We start from the raw sequence: 23,761 nt of genomic DNA on the forward strand, positions 1-23,761 counted from the left end.
CAGAAATTGGGCAATTGTCTAAGCTGCAATGGTTTAACTTAAGCCAAAACCAGCTCACTAGTCTTCCTGCAGGAATCGGGCAATTGTCTCAGCTGCGAGGGCTTGACTTAAATCAAAACCAGTTCACCGCTCTGCCTGCAGAAATCGGGCAGCTGTCTGATCTGCAAAGGCTTGAATTAAATCAAAACCAGCTCACCGCTCTGCCTGCAGAAATCGGGCAGCTGTCTCAGCTGCGAGTGCTTTACTTAAATCAAAACCAGCTCACCAGCCTGCCTATAGAAATCGGGCAGCTGTCTAATCTGCTACAGCTTTACTTAAATCAAAACCAGCTCACCAGCCTGCCTATAGAAATCGGGCAGCTGTCTGATCTGCAAAGGCTTGAATTAGCGGAAAATCCTTTGAAGGATATCGCAGAAAAAATAAGGCAGCGTTTTCAATTGTAGAATGGTTGTAAGTACTTTTTAAATTGGGGGTGGGCTAAAATGAAATAAAAAACTTTTAGCCAGCTTATCTTTAAACAAGTAATCCGCACTTAAATCAAAACCATCTCACCAGTCTGCCTGTAGAAAAGCGGTAGAAGAATTAAAACAACACATCAAAAAAGGGCCGTTTTTCTCAATAATGCAAAGAAAAGAATCAATCTTATTCTTTTAAGCAGATCGAAATTACCGCGTCACTTAATCCCCAAAACCTGTGGCTGCTCCTAAATGCTTGGAAGGTCTCCCCCTTTACTTGAATCTATCTGAACTTAAGGAGGCTTATAAGTTCCTTTTTTTGCTCTTGAAGGTGCTTTTTCTTTTTCTAGCCAATCCCGCATTTTATAGCAAACCACGAAGATATAAATAAAAATTACTTAGCCTTTCTTTTCTCTTAAATACGAACTTCTTTATACTCTATATTACCTTAGAAAAAATAGGATATAAATTTCATTTTATGCATCTTCCAGCCTCAGAACCAGTAGTTTTATCTGTCACTCAATTGACTCAGGCAATCAAACTGTCTTTAGAAGGAACTTTTCCCAATGTATGGTTACAAGGAGAAATTAGTAATTGTAAACCTCATTCTTCTGGGCATATATATTTCTCTCTTAAGGATGCCCATGCGCAGATCAGTGCTATCATCTGGCGGCAAGAAGCTGCTTTATTGCAATCCCCTCCTAAAGACGGGATGCAAGTTTTAGTGAGGGGGGCAATTAATGTCTATCCTACACGAGGAAATTATCAGATTGTGATCTATGAGATGAAGCCAGTAGGTCTGGGGGAGTTACTAATAAAGCTAGAAGAACTAAAACAAAAAATTCACCAACTTGGATGGTTTAGAAAAGAGCATAAGAAGCCCCTTCCTCGCATGCCTAACCGTATAGGTGTAATTACTAGTCCTACAGGAGCAGCTATCCAAGATATTTTAAACATTTTAACAAGACGTTCGGGAGGACTTAACCTTCTTATTAATCCAGTGCGAGTTCAAGGCTTAGAAGCGGCACAGGAAATCGCCCAAGCAATCCATTTCTTTAACGAACATGATTTAGTAGATGTAATAATTGTAGGCCGGGGGGGAGGGAGTATTGAAGACTTATGGTGCTTTAACCAAGAAATTGTAGCGGAGGCAATTTTTTATAGCCGGATTCCCATTATTTCTGCAGTAGGCCATGAAACAGATCATTGCATTGCAGATTATGTTGCTGATGTTCGAGCTCCTACTCCTTCTGCAGCTGCAGAAATCGTAATTGCTGATAAACTTGAGCAACTTAAACACTTAGAACAAATAAAAAGAAGGCTTACGCAAAGCATTTCTCACAAAGTTTTTCTATCCAGGCAACGCTTAAGCGCATTTCTTAAACAGCCTATGCTCTCTTCGCCTTATTATCTGTTAGGGCCGTGGATCCAAAGGCTAGATGATAACCGCCAGCAGCTCGATTATCTAATCAAGCAAAAAATTTGTAGGCTGCATCTTATCTTGGATTCTTCTAATAAGAGGCTGCAAACTCTCAAACCTTCTTCTCAAATTACATACTTGCAAGAGAAAATAAAATATTGGGATAAAAATATTTACCATCAAATGAGCCATATTATAGATTCCAAAAAAGAGCAATTAGAAAGTATTTCAGTAGCTTTGCACCTAATCAATCCTAAAAACCTTTTAACCAAAGGTTATTCTATTCTCTTTTCTGAAAAGGATAATTCAGTTATAACTTCCGTAACTAACATCCATAAGAATCAAGACCTTCGGATATATTTGTCAGATGGGGAAGTTCTTTCAACTGTAAAGGAAATTAAAGCCAGTGAATGAAAAAGAACTTAGTTTTGAAGCTGCTTTTGTACGGCTGGAAGAAATTTTAGAAAAAATGAATTCAGGGGCGATTAGCTTAGATGAATCATTAAAGCTATATGAAGAAGCTGATAGGCTTATTTCTAGCTGCCAAAAAAGGCTACTAGAAGCAGAGCGCAAAATTGAAATATTAGTGAAAAATCGTAATGGTGAGGTAGTATTAGACCCAGATAAAAAGCCACTCACGCAAGAATTTAATTCATAGTAAGGAAAGAAACAATAAAATGAGCACGACTATCCTGGAGACAATTCAATCGCCCGAAGACATCAAACCACTTCCTTTAGCCGCTTTAAACACTCTTGCCGATGAGATCAGACGACGTATTATTGAGGTAATGTCGATTAATGGAGGACATCTTGCTTCTAACTTAGGAGCCATTGAACTAACTCTTGCCTTACATAAAGCTTTTTCTTCTCCTCTGGACAAATTTTTATGGGATGTAAGCCACCAGACCTACACGCACAAAATTTTAACGGGACGCAATCAACTATTCCCCACCATCCGTCAGTACAAAGGACTATGTGGCTTTAGCCATCCCAAAGAATCCCCCCATGATCATTTCTATGCAGGACATGCTGGCACAGCCCTCTCCTTAGGCTTAGGCCTGGCAAAAAACCGTGATCTAACCAAGCGTTCTGAGTATATCATCCCTATTATTGGCGACGCTACCCTTACCTGCGGCTTATCTTTAGAAGCCTTAAATAATATTCCTCGGGATTTAAAACGCTTTATTGTGATCTTAAATGACAATGAAATGTCCATCTCTAAAAATGTAGGAGCTATTACGCGAATTTTAAGTCGTTTACTTAGCAACCCAACTACCGATAAGATTTATCAAGAGTTAGACACTCTGGTTTCAAAAATTCCTAGCTATGGACCTTTTTTGGCCAAACAGGGTCATAAAATTACTGAATCAATGAAAAATTTAGTAAGTCCTGCGGCTTTCTTTGAGCATTACGGGCTTTCTTATATCGGTCCCATTGATGGCCATGACATCAAAAAAATGGTAGAAATTTTTGAAGAAATTAAAGATGCCAAATGGCCTGTCCTTCTCCATATATTAACTAATAAAGGGCAAGGCATGGAAGAAGCCGTTAAAAATCCCATTTCTTATCATGGAGCACGGCCCTTCAACCCAGGCACAGGTAAATTTTTACCAGCATTAACAGCCAAACTTACTTTTCCAAAAATTTTTGGAAGCCATCTTTTAAAGATGGCCGAAAACGATCCCAGTGTAGTTGCCGTTACACCTGCAATGTCTGCAGGTTCATGTTTAGAAGACTTTATGAAAAAGTTTCCTGAACGCTGTTATGATGTCGGAATTGCTGAATCTCATGCAATTACTTATTGTGGAGGCTTGGCATATGGTCGTAAAATGAAGGTATTTGCCTCTATTTATGCTACCTTTCTTCAAAGAGCTTTAGATAATGTCTTTCACGATGTCTGTTTACAAGAGCTCCCTGTTATCTTTGCCATCGACAGAAGTGGAATTTCAGGCCCCGATGGAGCTACTCATCATGGAATTTATGATCTTTCATTTTTGAATGCTATGCCCAATATGATCATCAGCCAGCCTCGTGATGGCCATATGCTACGCGAGCTGATGGAATCAGCACCTACATGGGGCCATCCAGCTGCGATACGTTATCCTAATATGATGACAGAAGATAGAGAAGAACCTTTAAATTATCGCTTTCCCGGAAAAGGAGAAATTTTAGCCGAAGGCGAAGAGATATTAATTATTTCTTTAGGTCATATGAATACTATAGCCTTTCAAGTACGTGAGATTCTTCAGCAACAAGGCTATCATCCTACTATTATGGACCCCATTTTCGTAAAGCCTTTAGATGCAGACCTTATGTGTAAGATGCTGATGTCTCATCAAAAAATTGTCACTTTAGAGGAACATTCGGTCGCTTCTGGAATGGGTAGTATTATCAATCATTTCTTGCTTTCTAAAGGCTATACAAACATTCAAGTATTAAATTTTGGTATCCCAGAAATTTTTCTTGATCAAGGGAGCCATGCAGAGATAATTCAGGAAATTGGTTTAAGCGCACCCCAAATTGCTCATCGTATTCTCTTACATTTTTCCTTGCAAAAAACTCAGCAAGCTCACGCTTAAGGTATATACATGCATATTGCGCTTTTTCCTAACATGATAAAAAAAACATCTGGGGAAATTGCTCAACAAATTGCTGCTTTCCTTAAAAAAAGAAACGCACATGTTTATGCAGAAGATGAGGTAGCTGATGAAATAGATGCAGCCTACCTATCAAGCATTTCTCCTGATAAAATCGATTATATTATTTCTTTAGGCGGTGATGGAACCATTCTTCGTGTGATTCAACGTCATCCCGAACTAACAGCTCCTTTAATGGCCATCAATTTTGGTGGCTTAGGATTTATGGCTGACATACCTATTCAGGAAACTTATAAAAGCCTTGAGGATCTTTTAGCAGATAAAATTGTTATAAGTGAACGTATGATGATGGCTGGGAAAACAGAGGATAATCGAACCTGCTATGCTGTTAATGATATTATTTTCCACCGGGCTGAAAATCCTTCCCTGATCGAAATTTCAATTTTCGTCGATGATATTTATTTAAACACCTATTGTGCCGATGGAATTATTGTGGCTACACCTAGTGGCTCTACAGCTTACTCAATGGCCGCAGGAGGTCCTATTTTAACTCCTAACTTAAAAGCTTTTGTCATTACTCCTATCTGTCCTCACACGACTTCCAATCGCCCTATTGTTCTTCTGCCCTCTCATCAAATCCGTATTGAATACATAAGCAAACTCAAGCCTATTGAAGTTACCTATGATGGATTTTCTAGCTTCCAAATGAAAACAGGAGAAAAATTTTATTTAAGTTCTGCTCAAAAAAAGTTTCGATTGGTTAATATGCTTCATCATGATTTTTACTCTACACTTCGCTCTAAGCTAGGTTGGTCAGGAAAATTGAAGGCTGATGAAATATGAATACCCATAAAAAAACCTCCAATTTCCTAATTATTTTCCTTCTTTTATAATTTTTTAATATGTCTATATTGGCTCTTCAAGCATAATAGCCATCAAGAAAGCGTCTTCTTTAAGGCACTATCTTTGAATTTTAACAAGGCTTTTATTAAAATTAGTTTCAAGCTAAAAAAATTTAAACGTTTGTTTTTAAGGGAATTATGAAAATTTCATTCCAAAAAACTGATGAAATTAAAAATTCTAGTGGAAAGTTTATTAGCTAATGCGTATCTAAAAAGGGTAAATCCTTTTTTTTGGAAGTATACAAATTGTAGTACGGAAATGAATGAGACCAAAAATTACCTACTCAATAATGATCGTGCAGAGTAAATTAAATTTAAACCCAAGGAGTTAGTATGAAACAAGCTATAAAATTCTTTTCATCAGTGGCCTTATTTGTAAGTGTAATTGCATTAACAGGCTGCTGTGGAAATCGTGCTGGCTATGAGCCATGTGCAAAACCTTGCTCTCCCCAGCCCTACTATACCAAGCCTTATGTTAAAAATGCTCCAAGGCCATGTGCTCCAGCACCAGTCTGTGACCCTGTTTGCTATTAAGAAATTAAGTAAAAAAGCTAAGCATTTTCTTAATTGAAATTAATGACTATTGAAACAAAACAGAAGGAAAAAGATGAAAAAAACCTTTAACTTATTATCTTTAGCAATAGTTGCCACAGCATTGACTGGCTGTGGTTGCGGCTGGTGGTCTAACAGCGAAACTGGCACTTCATGCGCTCCAAGAGCCTGTGAGCCTCGTCAAGCACCTTCCCCCTATATTTGGGAGAATACTACCAGTAGTGATACAACCTATTATTAGTTATAATTCCGACAGCTTTAATGCTGTCGGGACCTAATGGCTGTCACAATAATTGCCCCTTTTAATGGCTTAGGCATTCACTTAAGCTAAAAAAAAGGGCGATTAAACTAAACGACATATAAATATGTTAAATGCAGAGATAAACAAGGAAAAGCAGGATCGAAAAAATCTTAATATATTTTGAGCCAGTCGAAGCCATCATTAGATTAAGGTTTGAGATTAAATGATAAGCTCTTAGATTCATGATAACTTATCGCTGAAATTCACGAACACTCTCTCTACAATAAAAAATAGTGAAGGTTTTGTTCAATCGTGTTATATACATCTACTGCAGAAACGAGATTAGACCAACATTTAAGTTATTTAATCTACTATGACCAAAAACAAACGAAAGGAGTCATCAATGAAGAAACAACTAGGAATAATAGCCTCGTTGCTTTTTTTGTGCACTACCGCACTCATGTGGGTAGGTTGCGCTGATAACAGAACCAGCAATTCAGCCCCTGTTTATGAACAGCCAGCACCTATTTATCAAACAAACCAAGCATCTGAGGGAGTCACTTCAACTTCACCAGTTGCTGCAGCAAAAGCATTTTTCGCATCAAAATTCTCTAGCAAGCCAGCTAGTTCTGATGCTCAATACGAGCCAGATTGCAAACCTCCAGCTCGTTGCAAGCATCCTTCTGGAAGTGAACTTGTCTGTAAAGACGGTCTGATTGTTACTGCTCGTAACCCAAGAATATGCATGCTAAATGATCAATATCCTTTGGAATTTGACGTTAAAGCTTGTGATGATCTTTGTGAAGCAAATGTAACAACTACCCTACCAGATGGCGTAACATACATTAGAAGCCAGCCTGAAGGACGCGTGGATGGACGCAAAATATCATGGAATTTTGGTTCCATGAGCAAAGGTGAATGCCGTCCAGCAAAAATATGGCTAAAGTGTGATATCGAAGGTGAACTTTGCGCCTGCTTCTGTGCTACAGCAGTCCCTGTTCGTTTTTGTTCCATACTTTGTGCTAAACCAGTTCTTACTTGCAAAAAAACTGGACCTGAGCAAGTAGCTCCAGGTGAACCTGTTGAATATGCAATTACTGTAACAAACCATGGAAGCTGCGCAGCAGAAGATGTGGTGGTCACAGATAATCTACCAGAAGGTGTAGAACATGTAAGCTGCCAAAAAACTTTAGTCTATAAGCTTGGCTCTTTAGAACCTTGCCAATCTAAAACTGTTAACATCTGCACGACAGCTGTTAAGCGTGGCAAGTTCACCAACACTGCCGTTGTGACCGCCTGCAATGCTGATTCTGTATCTTGCGAATCAACAGTATGCATTTCTTGCTGTCAAATGGAGTGCACAAAAGTAGGACCAAAAGAGCAACAAATCGGCAAAAATGCTGATTACCAAATTATAGTCATGAACACAGGTGACCTACCTTTGACAGATGTGGTAATCGTTGATCATGCTCCTCCTTCAACATCGATTGTAACTGCTAATGGAGCAACAATTAGCGGTAATACAGCGACCTGGAGATTAAGAGAAATGAAGCCAGGTGAAAAAGTATCTTTCAACACTACGCTTACCACCTGCGTAGCGGGATGCTTTACTAACAAGGTAGACGTCACAAACGCTCAAAATTGCAATGGTCATTGTGAATCGATGACTCATTGGAAAGGACGCCCTGCATTAAACGTATCAGTAGCTCAGACAGAGAACCCTATCTGTATTGATGACTCTACAGCCTACAATATTGTAGTTGTGAACCAAGGTTCAGAACCGGACAGTAATGTACAAGTTGTAGTTACCTTCCCAGAGGAAGTTCAAGCGATAGGAGTGTCTGGTGATGCTTCAGGCCAAATTTCTGGTAATACAGTTAAGTTTGCACCTGTTAAAAACGTAGCAGCTAGACAAACACTAAGATATCGTGTGGATGCCAAAGCTAAAAAATCTGGCGATGCACGCGTTAAATTTGAAGTTTCTTCAGATGCAATCAAGACACCTATCGTTCAACAAGAAAGTACGATAGTGAACTAATAAAGTAGTCTTAGGCTCTTTATATAAAGGCTGGCTTTTCAAAAGCCAGCCTTTTTTATTCCCCTTCCTTGAAGATTTATGGATTTTTAAAAAACTAGTTGCCAGTGTAAAAAGGGAATTAGCCTTTAAAGGTATCGCTTAATTGAAGGGGCTTTAAGTTTCTCAAATATTCGATTTCCTAAGAAGCTGCCCAAGAGCATCTCATTGTTCTTTTAAACTTCTTTTTATTCCAACCTTTACAAGTTAAAGAAAGGTGCGCTAATTTTTTTATGCCTATGCCTGATCTAAAAGATGGAGTTAACCTTAAAATTTTTATAGGATGTTTAATAACTTCTGAATTGCGTATGCATCTTAATCAAAGCTTATTATGGAAGCAAAATAAGATAACTCCAGAGCTAAATAGTGCTTTACGAGAAATACATTTTCAGGATAAAGATTATATAGGCATTTATCCAACTACCAATAAAATATCTTTAATGGATTTAAAGAAAATAGAAAAAGAAATTTTACAATTATTGACAACTTACTGCCCTCTATTACCGACAGAAAAAATCAAAATACTTATATTTTCGCAAGTTTTTATCTCATAAAAGATTATTACGAGGACTCTACTGCATGGTGCGCCTTATTCTTGCTTCACAGTCAGCACGTCGTAAAGAAATACTAAGTTATTTCAACCTGCCTTTCAAACAAGTTTCCCCATCTTTTGATGAACATAGCGTTATTTACAAACGTGACCCTATAAAATATGTTTCTTTAATAGCCGAAGGTAAAGCAAAAGCGGTAAAAGACATTGGCAATCACGAGGCAATTTTAGCAGCAGATACGATCGTATACCGCTCAGGTAAAATTTATCATAAACCCCAAACTGAGCAAGAAGCTTTTAGTATGCTCTGGGATCTAGCAGGCAAATGGCATAGTGTTTTCACAGGAGTCGTCCTCTTATACAAGGCGAATTTATACACCGGTTGGGAAGAAACCCGCGTTTTATTTAATCACCTAACAAAAGAAGATATCTACCGCTATCATCAAAAAATTCATTGGGCCGACAAAGCAGGTGGCTATGCGATACAAAGAGCGGGCAGCTTAATCGTAAATAAAATTGATGGGTGTTACTATAATGTGATGGGGCTTCCTCTTAATACCCTTCGCTCTTTGCTAAAAAACTGTGAAATAGACCTGTGGGATTATGTACCCTAAGATAAAAATTAAGTGGTTGTGTGGCTTACTATGCTTTTTATTTCCTTATACCTCTGTAATGGCAGGTAAGGATAAAGGGTATACAGAGTATAACCACTCCCATTTATTGTTTCTAGTACGCATGGGGAATGTTTCTCAAGCCATAAAAGCTTATGAGTGTTATCACAAGCAAACTGGGAAACATGATTTTGAGTTCCTTCAAGAAATGGCTCTTCTTTTATTAGACCAAGGTTATCGCTGTTCTGACTTGAACACCCGCCTGATGACTTTATTTGGAGCAGGCATTTGTCTCAATGAAAGAGCGCTTTATATCTTAAAAGAAGGAATAAGCAGCGGCATCCCAGAGCTGCAACTTATTAGTCTTAATTTCCTTTCTCAGTATCAAAATGATCAAGCAGATGAAAATTTACAACGCGCTTTAAACACTAAGCATCCCTTAATTCGTTTAGAAGCCGCCTATCTGCTAGCACAAAAAAAATCTCCTCGTGCCTATGCTTATGCAGAAGCATTAATGTATCGTTGGGAAGGAATTCTGGAAGAAGTATTTCCTGAATTCTTTGCCATGATTGGCACTCCTGAAGCCCTCCATATGCTATGTAAATTAATGTGTCATTCTCATGAAGAAGTACGTTTAGCTGCCATTATTAATGCCGCTAAATATGGCTGCGATGAACTTTTATATAAAATTCGTACTCTTGCCACTCATAAAGAAAAAGCACAACAAGAAGCCTCAGCATTTGCCTTAGGTCTGCTTAAAGATGAGACCTCAATTCCTACGCTTAAAAATTTATCTTGCTCGAATGTCTCCCATGTACAGCTTGCGGCCTGGAAAGCTTTATATGATCTAGGTTGTAAAGAATACAAAATACTCATAGAAAATGCAGCTAAGCAAAAAGATATCTATGCCATTTTTTTGTTAGGTGAACTGCAGGAAAGTCATGACTGTTTAGCTCTATTAATTAACGACCCTAATATACAGGTAAGGGTTAATGCCGCCATGGCACTGCTTTACCTTCAAGATCCCCGTTGTACAAAAGTCTTATTACAGGATATTTTAATTACCCATCCCCAAGACATGTGTTATTCCTCCGTATGTTCTCCAGGTAAAAGCCTTACTGCTTGGAGGGCAACTTCTGGCGCGCACCCGCATTTTAAGGATAACCTTTATGCTTTTGAAAGATCATTAAAGATGAGAGAAGAAGCCCTAACAAAAGCTCTTGACCTTCCGGAACAAGATTTTTTACAAATAGCTAAAACGCTATTCACTTGCCAGCAAAACGATCTCATCCCTCTTTTAACAGATTTGCTTAAAAAATTAAATACTCCTGCAGCCATTGCTTTACTTCAAGAGCATCAACAGCAAATAGGTGCACCACTTATCCGTAATTACTGTAATCTGGCGCTCTACTCTTTGAAAGTAAAAGGCCCCTATAGGGAGAATCTATACCGTTGGGTTACCAACAGCAAGAAAAATGAGCTTCTTCAATTTCGCCCCTTTTTACCTAGCAAATTGCGTGATTTAAAAGATAATTATCAACTAACCCTTGAAGAGCATTCACAATTATTGATCGCTTCATTCGAATCTCTTATACAAAATAAAGATGAACAATTTGTTAATTTGTTATTAGAGGCTATGCAAGACGGAAATCCTATCAACAGGTATGCATTAGCAGGACTGCTCATGCGTGCTATTCACTAAAAGCTTTTTATCTCGCATCAAGCTTGGAGAATTAATTAGTAATAATTTTTATTAATTAATGCTATTTTAAACTGGATTTTACCAAAAGATTTATCTTTTGAAAAACTTAAAATTTAATCCAAGGACGTGGGGGCAGCAAAGAATAGAAAAAAACAAACTAATATTTAGTCCCTTAACTCTGGGAATGAGAACCTTGTAAACATGCCTAGTGAGACTATTGGATAAATTTTATAGGTAAGCTAGGATGCCAATAGAGTTACCCTCTTCAAAAGCTTTCTTCTTAAAAGTGCCTGCTCAACTTTTTTTTCAGAATAGAAGCTTGACGGGGGAAAAGCCATCTATGTGCCTAACTAACACAAGCATTTTCCTCTTAATTTAAAAGTTAAAGAAAAAGCCTATTGCACCCTCTAAGATAAATAGCTAAACTACTCCTTTATTTTCTTAGACCGGTAGATAGCATGAGCTTATCGCTAGACATTAAATACTTTATCCCTCTTTTTCTTATTCTCACGATCTCTTCTCTTTTTAGTACTTCCGTTGAAGAAATTAAAAGCCTGAATAGCAGAGTAGAGAAAGAGATTAAAGTGGATCTACGCAGCCCCGTTTTCGTCGATGGCGTATTATCTACTTCAGAAGGAGGTGTTATTACAGGCCCAAATCTACGCATCCAAGCCCGTCATATTGTTTACACCCGTAAGGTTACTAAAGAAGGGCTTGTCTTTCAGGTGACAGCCAAAGGGGACGTAGCTTTAGAGTGGGGAGAGTATTTTTTTATAGGAGAGTCTCTAGAGTACAACTTTTTAACTCAAACAGGCCTGATCTATCAGGCGCGTTCTGCCGTAGAACCCTGGTATTTTGGAGGGCGTGCGATCGAGCTTTGTGCCGATGGTTCTTACATTATCTATGAAGGGTTTGTCACCACTTCAGAAAATTACCATACTGATTGGCAAGTGACAGCAGCCAAAGCACGACTCCGCGAAAAACACCTTTTTGATGCTAAAAATATTCAATTTCAATTTGTCCACCTTCCAGTTTTGTGCCTCCCTTCATTTAAAGCTAATTTAAACGCTATATTTGATAACCCTCTACGCTTTAATGTTACATGGCGCGGAGGACAAAATACCCGTCTTGAAATGCAATATGAACTATTTTCTTGGGGAGGGTTTAAAAATTTTTTGCGCCTTGACTATAGAATTAAGAGGGGCTTAGGAGGAGGCTTCTATACCCTTTATCATTCAGAAAACAATCAAGAAAATCTTGAAATGGTCAATTATATAGCAAGAGATTCATCGGTAGATCAACCAAGCCAACGCACGCGCTATAGATTTCAAGGTGCATATACTAGGCTATTTGATAAAGAAGGAGTCAGCCTTCATACTACCTGGGATAAACTTAGCGATATCGATATGGCTACAGACTATATGGATAAAAATTTAGATATGGAAACGGCGGGCAAAACCCAATTGCAAGTTAAATTTCAGCAGAGTGACTCTTGGAAAGCTAACTTTTTTGCTCGTATACGAGCCAATACTTTTCAAACGATTAAGCAAGAATTACCCTCTTTGGAAATAAGCATTCGGCCTTTTTCTCTGGGCTCTACCGGAATAATATCGGAAAATTTTTGGCGCCTTTCTTATCTAGATTTTCAGTATGCTAAGCATTCCCAGCATGTTTACAATTTTAACTCTACGCGTGCGCAATTTTATCATAGATTATACCGCGCGTATCGAACCGGTCCTTTTACCACTACTCCTGAAGTTGGAGCTTCAGCGATCTATTATGGAAGCAATCCTCATGCGCATAATCATTGGGTGGCCCTCGGGATGTTTTCTGTGGAAACAAACACTCAACTTAGGCGCCATTATTCTGGTTTCAAGCATGTTATAAAACCCTACGTAAAATATAAGTACTATACTAGACCAGGTATAAAACCCAATGAACATTACATTTTTGACATACATGATGGATGGTACCAGTTGAATATGCTTACTTGGGGAGTCGATCATAGCTTTTATTATGCTCGCCAAGGAAGAGGCTTGGACCGCTGGATGCAATGGCAACTATTTGCCCATACTTTTATTAACACTCCCACCATTCGACGTGCGACTCCTAAAATTTACAGCCGTTTGACGTGGAATTTGCTTCCCACCTTACGTCATACTTTTACTGCAGGTTGGGATATGCAACGCCATCAATGGGATCATTTTAATTTTCGCAACGAATGGACGATTAATCGTCAGGCAGCCTTATCTTTAGAATGGAGACATCGTGGGTCTTTTGCTTGGCGTAAAGCTGATCAATTAAATTTCATTTTAGATTCTTTCCATTCAGAAAAAAAGTTAAAAGACTCTCAGCTTTCGGATAGAAGAGATACTTTGTTAATCCATCTATTTTATCGATGGCACCCTAACTGGGCGATAGAATTTGAATCACGGCATGGCTGGAACCGCCGCCATGAACCCAATTACAGTGAATACGAAATCGACATTTTAGCTACTGTACAAAAAGCATGGCATATTAAGTTATCTTATCAAAGGAAAGAATATGATAAGAAAGATAACCGCATAGCTCTTTATTTTAACCTTGGTTTAAGTCGGCCCAGCCATACCCCTTGTCCAGCTGCTGTACCCCTATTAAATCTTTAAATTTTAAAGCCTTTCTGCTTTTAGGATTTTAAATCATCTGGTAAGATGTGTGGGCTTAAATTGAATATAGCTAGAGGCTTTTATGGAACTGCTCATTATTGGAACAGGATATGTAGGCTTGGTGTCAGGCACTTGCTTGGCTGAAATGGGTCATCATGTGACATGCCTAGATATCAATGAAAAAAAAATTCATCAGCTTAAACAAGGCTATATTCCTATTTACGAGCCTGGCTTAGAGGAAATGGTTAAAAGAAATGTGAAAGCCTCACGTTTAAAATTTTCTACTAGCTATGCTGAAGCTCTAGCCAAGAGCCAAGTGTGTTTTATCTGTGTAGATACTCCCCATCAGGAAAATGGCGAAGCTGATCTGCGTTTTGTCCATAATGTAGCCGCAGCTATTGCAGAACACATGACAGATTATCAGGTAATCGTTAATAAATCCACCGTGCCTGTAGGAACTGCTAATCTCGTCTCTAGCGTCATTGCTGCAGGCCTGCAAAGAAGGGGTGTGTCCATTGATTTTGATGTAGCCTCCAACCCGGAATTTTTAAAAGAAGGCTGTGCTATCCAGGACTTTATGAAGCCTGACAGAGTGATTATAGGAACTAATAAGGCGAAGGTAGCGCAAATCATGCAAGAAATTTACAGTCCTTTCATGCTTAGTCATGAGCGGCTGATGATCATGGATATTGCTTCTGCTGAAATGACTAAATACGCTGCTAATGCTATGTTAGCTACACGCATCTCTTTCATGAATGAATTAGCTGGCTTATGCGAACATTTAGGAGCAGATATAAATAAAGTGCGTAGAGGCATTGGAGCTGATAATCGTATTGGCTACAAATTTTTATACCCTGGCCCCGGTTATGGAGGCTCCTGCCTCCCTAAAGATATTTCTGCATTACGCAAGCAAGCTGATCAAGTTAGCTATGACACACCGCTTATTGATGCAGTAGCCTATGTAAATGAACAGCAAAAACAGCTAATGGGATATAAAATTATTGAATATTTTGCTAAATATTCTGGCTTAGCTAATAAAACTATTGCTATTTTAGGGTTATCTTTTAAGCCTGATACAGATGATATGCGAGAAGCCCCCTCCTTAGTATTGATTCAACAATTATTGCAACAACAAGCACACTTGCGCTTATTTGATCCCGTTGCTATGGAAAATGCTAAAAAGATCCTCTACGCTCATCCCGCTATAACCTGGTGTAATGACGAAATAGAAGCCGCTGAGGGAGTAGATGCAATTGTGTTGATGACCGAGTGGAAGCAGTTCCGCTTTTTGGATTTCGACGCTCTCCTTAAACAGATGAAAGGCAGAGTTTTTTTTGACGGCCGCAATCAATATAATCCTTTAGAAGTAGTTAAAAAGGGATTAGATTATTTAAGTATAGGTCAAAAGCCATATTACAGAGAAGAAGTGGAACATGCTTAAAAAGCTTTATTTATAAGACAGTGAATCGGCAAGAAATTAAGCCAATGAATATGAAAAACGTACAACCCAACATCCACGGCTATCTCCACGAGAGATGCAAAAGCATAGAAAAACGGCTTGCTGAACTGACTGCAGGAAAAGATACGGCTTATTTTAACCTTTTAGAGGCTACCCGTTATTCCCTACTTGCTGGCGGCAAACGTATACGTCCTCTTCTGGTAGTAGCTACCGCTACGGCTTTAGGAGGCTCAGAAGATTTAGCATTGGATCCAGCTTGTGCCGTGGAAATGATCCATACTTATTCTTTAATTCATGATGATCTACCCTGCATGGATAATGATGATTTTAGACGTGGAAAACCTTCGTTACATAAAGCTTTTACAGAAGGACATGCTGTTTTAACGGGTGATTATCTACTTACCTATGCTTTCGAGATTATTGCAAATGGAACCGGCCTTCAAGCTCATCAAAAAATAGAATTGGTAAATGTTATAGCCAAAAACGCGGGTGCAGATGGAATGATTGGCGGACAAATCATGGATATCGAGTCCCAACAGAAGGCTATCGACCTTCATTTTCTACAAGATGTTCATCGACGTAAAACAGGGGCCCTCATCACTGCCTGTATTGAATGTGGGGTTATCATAGCAAATGGCAGCCCAGCAGATCGGGAAATTTTAAAATCGTTTGGTCAAAAGATAGGGCTTGCTTTTCAAATCATCGATGATGTGCTAGATGTGACTTCTAACAAAAACTCAGATATAAAAAATCATAAAACTACCTATGCTACTCTATTGGGGCTATCCGAAGCTCAAGAATTAGCCTTTGAATATTATCAGGCAGCTATGGAGCAGCTGAAAAAGTTACCGTATGATACAGCTTTGCTCGTCTCTCTTGCCGATTTATTGGTCCATCGAAATTGTTGATAGATAATCGAGAGCAAAGTGCTATAACAGATAACTTTAATAAAAGTGCAACCTCTCCTAGCTTTAGTAGGTAAGCGATAGACTAAGTAGCTTAATTAACGATTAGAGAAAGAGAAAAAGGTGTATTTTTCGCATCCTTTATTTTTTGTCGCCCCTATCTCTTAAGCATCTGATCTATCCCCCTACCTAATAATGCCATTTTAAGAGTCTATCTCAATAAAATTCAAAGAAGGAATCGCCTTCCTGACAGCTCCTTTCTCCTAAAAAGAGATTCTTAGCAAGTATATGATTGCTTAAAAAACTGCCTAAAAGCGTATAATTATACAGCCTGATGCCAAGATTTTTTAAAGGAATATTAGGAAATAAAGCTTGTATGCCTTTTATAGGGTGGTACAGTGAAAACTGTTACTGCTCCAAAAAATCGTAAAACTTTTACTTAAAGCGGGATGGGGGCAAAAAAGTTTATTATTTTAAAAATGATTAATATTACCTAGCTTTATTAAGTTCAAAAACTTTAACATTTTTTATGTTTTACAAACAAATAGGCAAATATCTATGAATAAGTTTATTATTTTTTTTATTTGCCTAAAAATTACTTTGGATGCTATCTAAGAAATTCTAGTCGGTTAGCATTACCTATATAAAGAAAATATTTGTAGAAAGATACAAAATGGTTGGCAAGCAAAAAATTATGGATAATTCCCCTCAATGGATGCAAGAATCTACAACCCTAAGATTCTCCCCTTCTCTGGGTTTAACGGTAAAACGTAATCCAACTAAACGCTTGTTTGATATTATTTTTAGCCTTTGCGTGCTTATTATTACCTTGCCCGTGTTGGCAATAGTCGCTGTTTCCGTCTATTTTTCCTCTAAAGGTAAAATTATTTATTCTCAAGAGAGAATAGGCCGAGGTGGCAAACCTTTTCGCTGCTATAAATTTCGCACCATGTATCCTGATGCCGATGCAAGGCTGGATGAAATTCTAGAGAGTTCCTTGGAATTAAAAAGGGAATGGGCTAATGCGCATAAACTAAAAAATGATCCACGGGTGACGCCAATAGGCAAATTTCTTAGAAAGACTTCTCTTGATGAATTTCCTCAATTTGTAAATGTTTTGAAAGGAGATCTTAGTGTGGTAGGTCCTAGGCCGGTCGTTCAATACGAAGTGGTCCGACATTTAGGGTATAAGGCTACAAAAATCTTGTCTGTACGCCCAGGCGTAACGGGTTTATGGCAAGTCTCAGGACGCAGTGACATTAGCTATGCTAATCGTATTAAACTCGATGAGCAGTACATAGAATCCCAATCTTTACTTCTCGATATAAAAATCATTGCTAAAACTATCCCCATTGTATGCTTCCCCAGAGGAGCTTATTAATTTTTGGTACACTTTTTAAATATAGGATCAAAGGTAGCTAGAAAAATACTAGGATTTATAGGAAAAGAGGCTACATGGTGGGTATAACCCCAGAAAACAACCTCTTTTTTCAGAGAAAACTATAGATCTCCCCTAAGTAGCCTTTTAAAGTTTTATAAATTTTTTATGCATTTAAGTAGAAAAAATCTATTCCTTACCTTCTTCAGTGGCTTATTACTTACCCTTGGCATGCCAGCTATAGCTCCTAGTATCCGGCTTATGTTCTTAGTGCCTTTTCTTATTGTGTCATTTTATCAAAAATCCTTCTCTCGCTGCCTCTGGTATGCATTTTTTTGTGGATTCCTCCTCGATTTACTGTCGGTACAGCCTCCTTTCGGCTTCTATGCTGGCAACTATACCCTGGGAGCTGCTGTGATTTATCCTCAAAAACGCCATTTTTTTGCCGATCATCTAAGTACGCTACCCATCATGACCTTCCTTTTTTCCTTTACTATAACTTTCTTCCAAGTTATTTTCCTTTATATATTGGGATCGCCTCTTTCTGTAGGCATACGATGGATAGTTTCCGATCTTTTTGTAATGCCTTTAGGCGATGCTCTTTTTGCTTTTCTATATTTTATTCTCCTTCCTTTAAGCTTACAAAAAAAATCCCGACATAGGTGTATCTAATATGCAACAAAATCTTAACGAAAGGTTAATAAAATGTGGGGTTGACACCCTTAAACGCCATATCTTTTTGTGTAGCGACCAAGCAAATCCGCGCTGCTCTAGCTCAGATACGGCCTATGCTTCTTGGCAATATTTAAAGCAAAGGCTTCAAGAACTGAATTTGACCGGTGCAGGAGGCATCTACAGAACAAAAGTAAGCTGCTTAAGAATTTGTCAAAAAGGCCCTGTTGCTGTCATCTATCCTGATGGAATTTGGTATCATTCCTGTACCCCCGAAGTTTTAGAGATCATCCTTCAACAACATCTTATCGGTGGTAAACCGGTAAAAGAATATATTCTTTATGATCACTCCAAAATCGCCTATAGCTCCTCTTGCTGAACAGATGCGTCCTGCATCTATCGAAGAAATCGTAGGGCAGGAACATCTGATAGGGCCAGAAGGCTTTATAACAAAAATTATTTCCACAGGCATGCCATTATCTATTATTCTTTGGGGGCCGCCTGGATGTGGGAAAACATCTATCGCCAGGCTATATGCAAAAGCTTTTAATATCCCTTTTTATTCAATGAGTGCTATCTTTAATGGCATCACTGACCTCAAAAAGCTTATAGAAGAGATAGAAAACACTCCCCTACTCCGTCAAAGAGCTGTTTTATTTGTAGATGAGATTCATCGCTTTAATAAAGCTCAGCAAGATGCTTTTTTACCCTACGTGGAAAAGGGAACCATTGTTTTAATCGGGGCAACTGCAGAAAATCCCTCTTTTCATCTTAATACTGCTCTGCTTTCGCGGCTGCGGGTGTTATCGCTTCAGCCTTTAAATGAGAAATCTTTACATCATTTATTACAACGCTATGAAGCTCGAAAAAAAGTATTACCTCTTACCGACGAAGCCCGCCAGCTTTTAATTTTATCAGCTCAAGGGGATGGCCGTTTCCTCCTCAATCTAATTGAAAATCTCCAAGGTGTTAATGAAAATATTGTTTTAGATGCAGATACTTTACAAACATACTTACAGCAACGTACTGCTCGTTATGATAGGCAAGGCGATCAGCATTATCAGTTAATATCGGCTCTGCATAAAGCGGTAAGAGGCTCTGATCCTGACGCAGCTTTATACTGGCTGGCGCGCATGCTAGAGGGTAAGGAAGATCCTTTATTTTTAGCGCGCAGAATTATCAGAATGGCTAGTGAAGATATAGGATTAGCAGACCCGCAAGCTTTACCTTTATGTATCGCAGCACGCAATACTTATGAAATGTTAGGCTCTCCTGAAGGAGAGCTAGCTTTAGCTCAAGCTGTCGTTTATCTTGCTCTAGCCCCAAAAAGCAATGCTCTTTACAAAGCTTATGAAGAAGCCAAGCAATTAGCTGCGCAAACAACTCACATGGCCCCCTCTCCCATTATTCTTAATGCATCGACTCCTCTAATGAAACAAATGGGATATGGAAAAGATTATATGTATGATCACGAGCTAGAACATGCTTTCTCAGGACAAAATTATTTTCCAAAAGAATTACCGCCTAGGAAATTTTACCATCCTGTGGAGCGAGGTTTTGAACGTGAAATGAAAAAGAGGCAAAGCTATTTCGACAAGCTAAGAATTATTAAAAAAAACAAATAATCCTTTTATAATAAAGCATCTAGGATAGCAAAGAAGTTATATACTTTTTGAGCAGTCTTTCATGCAAACTTATACGCCATGAAAATCATGCTTTTGGACAAAAAGCCAACTTTGCAAGGTTAAATTTTTTAGGATCCACAGACTTAGCTTCTTTAAAGAGCATGGCTTATGAAAACAAAGGATTGTCTCTAACTTTTCTATTTATGGTTAAGGCAATAAGGCTTTAAAATTTTTAGACGGTTTTTCTTCCTTCCTAAAGGTTGTCCTTTCTAAACGAAAATAAAACTTCTACTCTTTACCGAGTGAATAAAAAAATAAGAGGAGATTAGTATTTTTCTCCTCTTATAAAAGTTAATTCTTCTCTCCTAAAGTGGCTGAATTTTCAGCTTTGCTTTCGCCTTTAGAGTCTTCGGATGAAACTTTTTGCATGCACATAGCAAAACGTTTAGCTTTTTGTTGTTGAATATCATTCAGCATATCGGTGATTTGCTTTCCATCCTTTATTCCGTGGGCTTTCATGGTCAAAGCAAATAAATCTGTCAAAGTTTCTCTAAACAACCTGACGGCAGCTTGGCGCTGTTGAGGGTCTTTAAGAGGGTTTGGATCTAATTTAGCTGCTTTTTCCTCCACGGTTTTGATGACCTGCTTATCTTTCTGAGCAAGTTCACTAGCTATTGCCTCCCACTTATCTTGAGGAACGTTATACTTTTTTAAAGTCTCTAGCACAAATACTTTAGGAAAATAGGAAATAAGTAATTCCTTAGAGCATTCATCATTCAACCCAACAGGAGTACTGGGCGGCGTTTGTAAAGGAGCATTTTGTGCAAAAGCATGAGTAGAAAGTAGAGCACCCACTCCTAAGAATGGCGCTATCCAGGTCTTGAGGACCGATTTATACATATTTCCTCCTAAAAAGGTTCTTGTAATCAACAATTTTTCCAAAGTTGTAAATCCACGTTACAATATACTATTATTTTTTTGCACTCTTTTGCTTTTCTAAAGCTTTTTTTTCTAGAAAGCAAGGATTCCTTTAGTGAAAATACTCTTACCGTAAATTTTCCTAAATTTTCTAAAGCTTTGGCTTTTATGCTTTAAAAAAGCTATCTTGGGGCTAAAAACTTAACTTCCCCCACAGTCCTCTCTCTGAGGCAAAGCCTAGTTTTTATGGTAGAAGATTACATAATAAAATTGCTCACCCCTCTATTTTAAGCTACAAAAAAGATATTTATCTTAAAAAAAACTTCCCTTAAATTTTTTCTCCTTCACTCTTTATCTTTTGATTCGTAGCTAGTTCACCTCCTCCCTCTTTCATAAAAAGAGCTAAATTTCACTAAAATCAACTTCAAAAAACATTTAGCTTATAGAGAAGCTAGGCAAACTTACTCATATTATTTATTCAAGTCTCATTCTTTCAAAAAGGCTAGAGTAAAGTAGAAAAGAAGAACATTCTAGGGAATTTCCTATTTATTTAATCTAATTCATAAAAGAGTGATGGCTTTTAAACCTCACTAGAAAAATAGAAGCAAAAGTTGGATTAAATGTAAAAATGGGTTATGCTAACCCCCTCCTATATAAGCATAAAAGACATGAAAAATGCTTTAAGCAATTTTTCTTTCTTTGCTTATAATAGTTGTAAAGTTTTCTTTACCTGCACCTTAAAGCCTAGCTCCTAATATTTTGATTGGAATTATAGAACAAGACGGTTAAATTCTCGCTATGATCATCAATGGAAAAAAAATTGCTCAAGAAATTGAGGAAGAGATAAAAGCTACTCTTTTAAATATGCATGGCCGTCCGCCATGCTTAGCTGTTATTATTGTTGGCGACCATCCAGCCTCTCAAATTTACGTGCAACGGAAAACCCAAGCTTGCAAAAATGTAGGAATTTTATCCTTAAAAATCCATCTACCTTCCTCCTTATCAGAAAAAGAGCTCCTCGACAAGATCCATGCTCTTAATTTAAATTCCACAGTAGATGGCATCCTTGTGCAATTACCTTTGCCGCCTCACATTAACCCATCGCTTGTTAATTTAGCCATCTTACCAGAAAAAGATGTCGATGGATTTCATCCTTTTAACGTAGGCAAAATGTTAATGGGAGAAACGGATGGATTTTTTCCCTGCACGCCGCTAGGCATTCGTGCCCTTCTAGCCAGATCCCAGATAGAAGTAGCTGGCCGCCACGTGTTAATTGCTGGCCGCAGCAATATTGTAGGGAAGCCTATGGCCGCTATGTTAATGCAAAATAACCCTGAAGGCAATGCCACTGTTACCATCGCCCATAGTAAGACTAAAAAGATAGATAGCTTAACCTCTCAAGCTGACATTATTATCTTAGCGATGGGACAACCTTTATTTCTTAAAGCAGATATGATTAAAGAAGGGGTAACAGTGATTGATGTAGGAATAAATAAAATTAACGATTTAAGTCGTCCTGCTGGATATAGACTGGTGGGTGATGCAGACTTTGATCACATTAAAGACAAGTGTGCCTATATTACTCCTGTACCAGGAGGAGTAGGTCCTATGACAATTGCTATGTTATTAAGCAATACTCTTAAGAGCTACTCTAAGCGATTGGATTTGAACCTTCAAAAGGCTCAATAAATACTTAAGATGAAGATGGAATTGTGGTGTTATACAAAGGATAAGTTAAAGAAATATTATACATTTAGCTATTTTTTTATCCTGCTTTTCTTGCTTTATTCTTGCTCAAATTCCACCCATGAAAAATTGACCCTCTTTTCCGGGAATGAGATGACGATTAACTATCGTATTCTCATTGGTCATCCGTTGAGCGCCTCAGAAAAAGCCCTTGTTTCTAAAATTATCCGAGACACTTTCGAAGAGGTAAACCATATTTATAATAAATGGAATCCTTTCTCCGAGCTTTCTTGCCTTAATCAATTAAAAGCAGGGACGGTAGTATCCATTTCTACCGAGCTTGAGCAATTATTAAATTTGACAGACAAGATAGTTTTATTATCGGAAGGACGCTTCGACCCTACCATAGAACCTCTGCAAGCTCTGTGGAAAAAACATCTCGAGCAAGGACAAATTCCTTCTGAAGGCGCCATCTTGTCTGTTGCTGCTACAATAGGGTGGAATAAAATTCATTTTGGCCAAGGAAAATTTCATAAAGATTTAGACGATATTCAACTAGACCTTGGAGGAATCGCTAAAGGCTATTGCGTAGATTTACTTACTGATAGGCTTTATGAAGCAGGCTATACGAATCTATTTGTGGAATGGGGGGGAGAAATAAAGACCATGGGTGAGCATCCTCAGGGTAGACCTTGGAATATTTTTATTAGCCGTTTGGGAAATATTAATCCAGAAAACGCTATCGCTAAGATAAATTTACGCAATCAAGCTATTGCTACAAGTGGGGATTATTTTCAAAGCTGGGCGATAAAAGCTAAGAAAGGCGACAATGCTTATCACACTACTACCTATTTTCATATTCTTGACCCTGTTAATCTTACACCTCTTATTATAACGAGGGAAAATGTGGCTAGCGCAAGTGTTTTAGCCCCTTCGTGCGCACTAGCTGATGGATTAGCTACTACAGCCCTTATGTTTCGTTCTAAAGAAGAGGCTCATCGATGGGCAGATAAAATTACCCACGATTATCCAGAGATTGCGTTTTGGATTGTTTCCCGAGAAGATCTCAATGAATAGATTCTTTTTCAAGTTCCTTGACTAACAAGCAATATCCTTCCGCAAAATGCCGTTTAAATCTTTCAGGGCAATTATAGAAATGGCTCCTTAAACGATGCGCGTAAACCTCAAAAGGGTCGGCATGATGTACCTCTCTTTTTAAGAGAGTCTCTGTCATTAACTCTGCAAATTCTATCATCAAATCCTGCGAGGAAAGAGGAAATTCTTCTGTGGTCACTTAAGTTTACACTTTTGTTAAAATTTTAATTAGTCCCTGCCCCCCCCCTGTCGGGGTAGATAGTTCAACAAAAAG

The 23,761-nt window shown here is 38.2% G+C and carries 21 protein-coding genes; 19 read left to right on the forward strand and 2 right to left on the reverse strand.

The window, feature by feature from the left end:
* The first annotated feature begins 933 nt into the window (after window positions 1-933).
* From xseA to DB41_RS05470, 17 genes are all read left to right on the forward strand, one after another.
* Window positions 934-2,289, forward strand: coding sequence for an exodeoxyribonuclease VII large subunit (xseA, locus tag DB41_RS05395; RefSeq protein ID WP_039385191.1), 1,356 nt, complete (start codon window positions 934-936; stop codon window positions 2,287-2,289).
* Complete coding sequence (locus DB41_RS05400; protein ID WP_039385194.1) at window positions 2,282-2,533, forward strand: exodeoxyribonuclease VII small subunit; 252 nt, start codon at window positions 2,282-2,284, stop codon at window positions 2,531-2,533. Before xseA ends, DB41_RS05400 begins: the two co-directional genes overlap by 8 nt.
* Window positions 2,534-2,552: 19 nt before the next feature.
* Window positions 2,553-4,454, forward strand: a complete 1,902-nt coding sequence (locus DB41_RS05405) for a 1-deoxy-D-xylulose-5-phosphate synthase (protein ID WP_039385195.1) — start codon at window positions 2,553-2,555, stop codon at window positions 4,452-4,454.
* Between the two features lie 9 nt (window positions 4,455-4,463).
* Entirely contained in the window at window positions 4,464-5,315 is an 852-nt protein-coding gene (locus DB41_RS05410; RefSeq protein ID WP_039385197.1) for an NAD(+)/NADH kinase, read from the forward strand.
* A 666-nt stretch (window positions 5,316-5,981) separates the two neighbouring features.
* Window positions 5,982-6,167, forward strand: coding sequence for a hypothetical protein (locus DB41_RS05415; RefSeq protein WP_039385199.1), 186 nt, complete (start codon window positions 5,982-5,984; stop codon window positions 6,165-6,167).
* Window positions 6,168-6,479: 312 nt separating this feature from the next.
* Complete coding sequence (locus DB41_RS11905) at window positions 6,480-6,647, forward strand: hypothetical protein (protein WP_162180922.1); 168 nt, start codon at window positions 6,480-6,482, stop codon at window positions 6,645-6,647.
* 424 nt (window positions 6,648-7,071) lie between these two features.
* Window positions 7,072-8,205 carry a DUF11 domain-containing protein gene (locus tag DB41_RS05420; RefSeq protein ID WP_238578439.1) on the forward strand — a complete coding sequence of 378 codons (1,134 nt, stop codon included), beginning with the start codon at window positions 7,072-7,074 and terminating at the stop codon, window positions 8,203-8,205.
* Window positions 8,206-8,474: 269 nt separating this feature from the next.
* Complete coding sequence (locus DB41_RS05425) at window positions 8,475-8,795, forward strand: hypothetical protein (RefSeq protein ID WP_039385202.1); 321 nt, start codon at window positions 8,475-8,477, stop codon at window positions 8,793-8,795.
* Window positions 8,796-8,820: 25 nt separating this feature from the next.
* Entirely contained in the window at window positions 8,821-9,405 is a 585-nt protein-coding gene (locus tag DB41_RS05430; RefSeq protein WP_039385206.1) for a nucleoside triphosphate pyrophosphatase, read from the forward strand.
* A complete protein-coding gene (locus tag DB41_RS05435) occupies window positions 9,395-11,104 on the forward strand; it encodes a HEAT repeat domain-containing protein (RefSeq protein ID WP_052243934.1) in 1,710 nt (569 codons plus the stop codon). Before DB41_RS05430 ends, DB41_RS05435 begins: the two co-directional genes overlap by 11 nt.
* 458 nt (window positions 11,105-11,562) lie before the next feature.
* Complete coding sequence (locus tag DB41_RS05440) at window positions 11,563-13,749, forward strand: hypothetical protein (RefSeq protein WP_052243935.1); 2,187 nt, start codon at window positions 11,563-11,565, stop codon at window positions 13,747-13,749.
* An 82-nt stretch (window positions 13,750-13,831) separates the two neighbouring features.
* A complete protein-coding gene (locus DB41_RS05445) occupies window positions 13,832-15,190 on the forward strand; it encodes a UDP-glucose/GDP-mannose dehydrogenase family protein (RefSeq protein WP_039385209.1) in 1,359 nt (452 codons plus the stop codon).
* A gap of 50 nt (window positions 15,191-15,240) precedes the next feature.
* Window positions 15,241-16,116 carry a polyprenyl synthetase family protein gene (locus tag DB41_RS05450; protein ID WP_039385211.1) on the forward strand — a complete coding sequence of 292 codons (876 nt, stop codon included), beginning with the start codon at window positions 15,241-15,243 and terminating at the stop codon, window positions 16,114-16,116.
* A 691-nt stretch (window positions 16,117-16,807) separates the two neighbouring features.
* Window positions 16,808-17,494, forward strand: a complete 687-nt coding sequence (locus tag DB41_RS05455) for a sugar transferase (RefSeq protein WP_238578437.1) — start codon at window positions 16,808-16,810, stop codon at window positions 17,492-17,494.
* Window positions 17,495-17,752: 258 nt separating this feature from the next.
* Window positions 17,753-18,163, forward strand: a complete 411-nt coding sequence (locus DB41_RS12260; RefSeq protein ID WP_238578438.1) for a mreD — start codon at window positions 17,753-17,755, stop codon at window positions 18,161-18,163.
* 1 nt (window position 18,164) lies between these two features.
* Window positions 18,165-18,542, forward strand: a complete 378-nt coding sequence (locus tag DB41_RS05465; protein ID WP_039385215.1) for a ferredoxin — start codon at window positions 18,165-18,167, stop codon at window positions 18,540-18,542.
* Window positions 18,505-19,788 (forward strand): replication-associated recombination protein A, encoded by a 1,284-nt coding sequence (locus DB41_RS05470; RefSeq protein ID WP_039385218.1) that lies wholly within the window; start codon window positions 18,505-18,507, stop codon window positions 19,786-19,788. Before DB41_RS05465 ends, DB41_RS05470 begins: the two co-directional genes overlap by 38 nt.
* A 351-nt stretch (window positions 19,789-20,139) precedes the next feature.
* Here DB41_RS05470 and DB41_RS05480 read toward each other — a convergent pair whose 3' ends face one another.
* Complete coding sequence (locus DB41_RS05480; protein ID WP_052243936.1) at window positions 20,140-20,688, reverse strand: hypothetical protein; 549 nt, start codon at window positions 20,686-20,688, stop codon at window positions 20,140-20,142.
* Window positions 20,689-21,504: 816 nt separating this feature from the next.
* Here DB41_RS05480 and folD point away from each other — a divergent pair.
* Window positions 21,505-22,395 carry a bifunctional methylenetetrahydrofolate dehydrogenase/methenyltetrahydrofolate cyclohydrolase FolD gene (gene folD / locus DB41_RS05485; protein ID WP_039385223.1) on the forward strand — a complete coding sequence of 297 codons (891 nt, stop codon included), beginning with the start codon at window positions 21,505-21,507 and terminating at the stop codon, window positions 22,393-22,395.
* A 15-nt stretch (window positions 22,396-22,410) separates the two neighbouring features.
* Window positions 22,411-23,469 carry an FAD:protein FMN transferase gene (locus DB41_RS05490; protein WP_080502420.1) on the forward strand — a complete coding sequence of 353 codons (1,059 nt, stop codon included), beginning with the start codon at window positions 22,411-22,413 and terminating at the stop codon, window positions 23,467-23,469.
* Here the strand turns inward: DB41_RS05490 and DB41_RS05495 are convergent.
* A complete protein-coding gene (locus DB41_RS05495; protein WP_039385225.1) occupies window positions 23,459-23,686 on the reverse strand; it encodes a hypothetical protein in 228 nt (75 codons plus the stop codon). The two genes, DB41_RS05490 and DB41_RS05495, sit on opposite strands and share 11 nt — an antisense overlap.
* Window positions 23,687-23,761 lie beyond the last annotated feature (75 nt).

It is taken from the genome of Neochlamydia sp. TUME1 (genome assembly GCF_000813645.1).
Classification (GTDB): Bacteria; Chlamydiota; Chlamydiia; order Chlamydiales; family Parachlamydiaceae; genus Neochlamydia.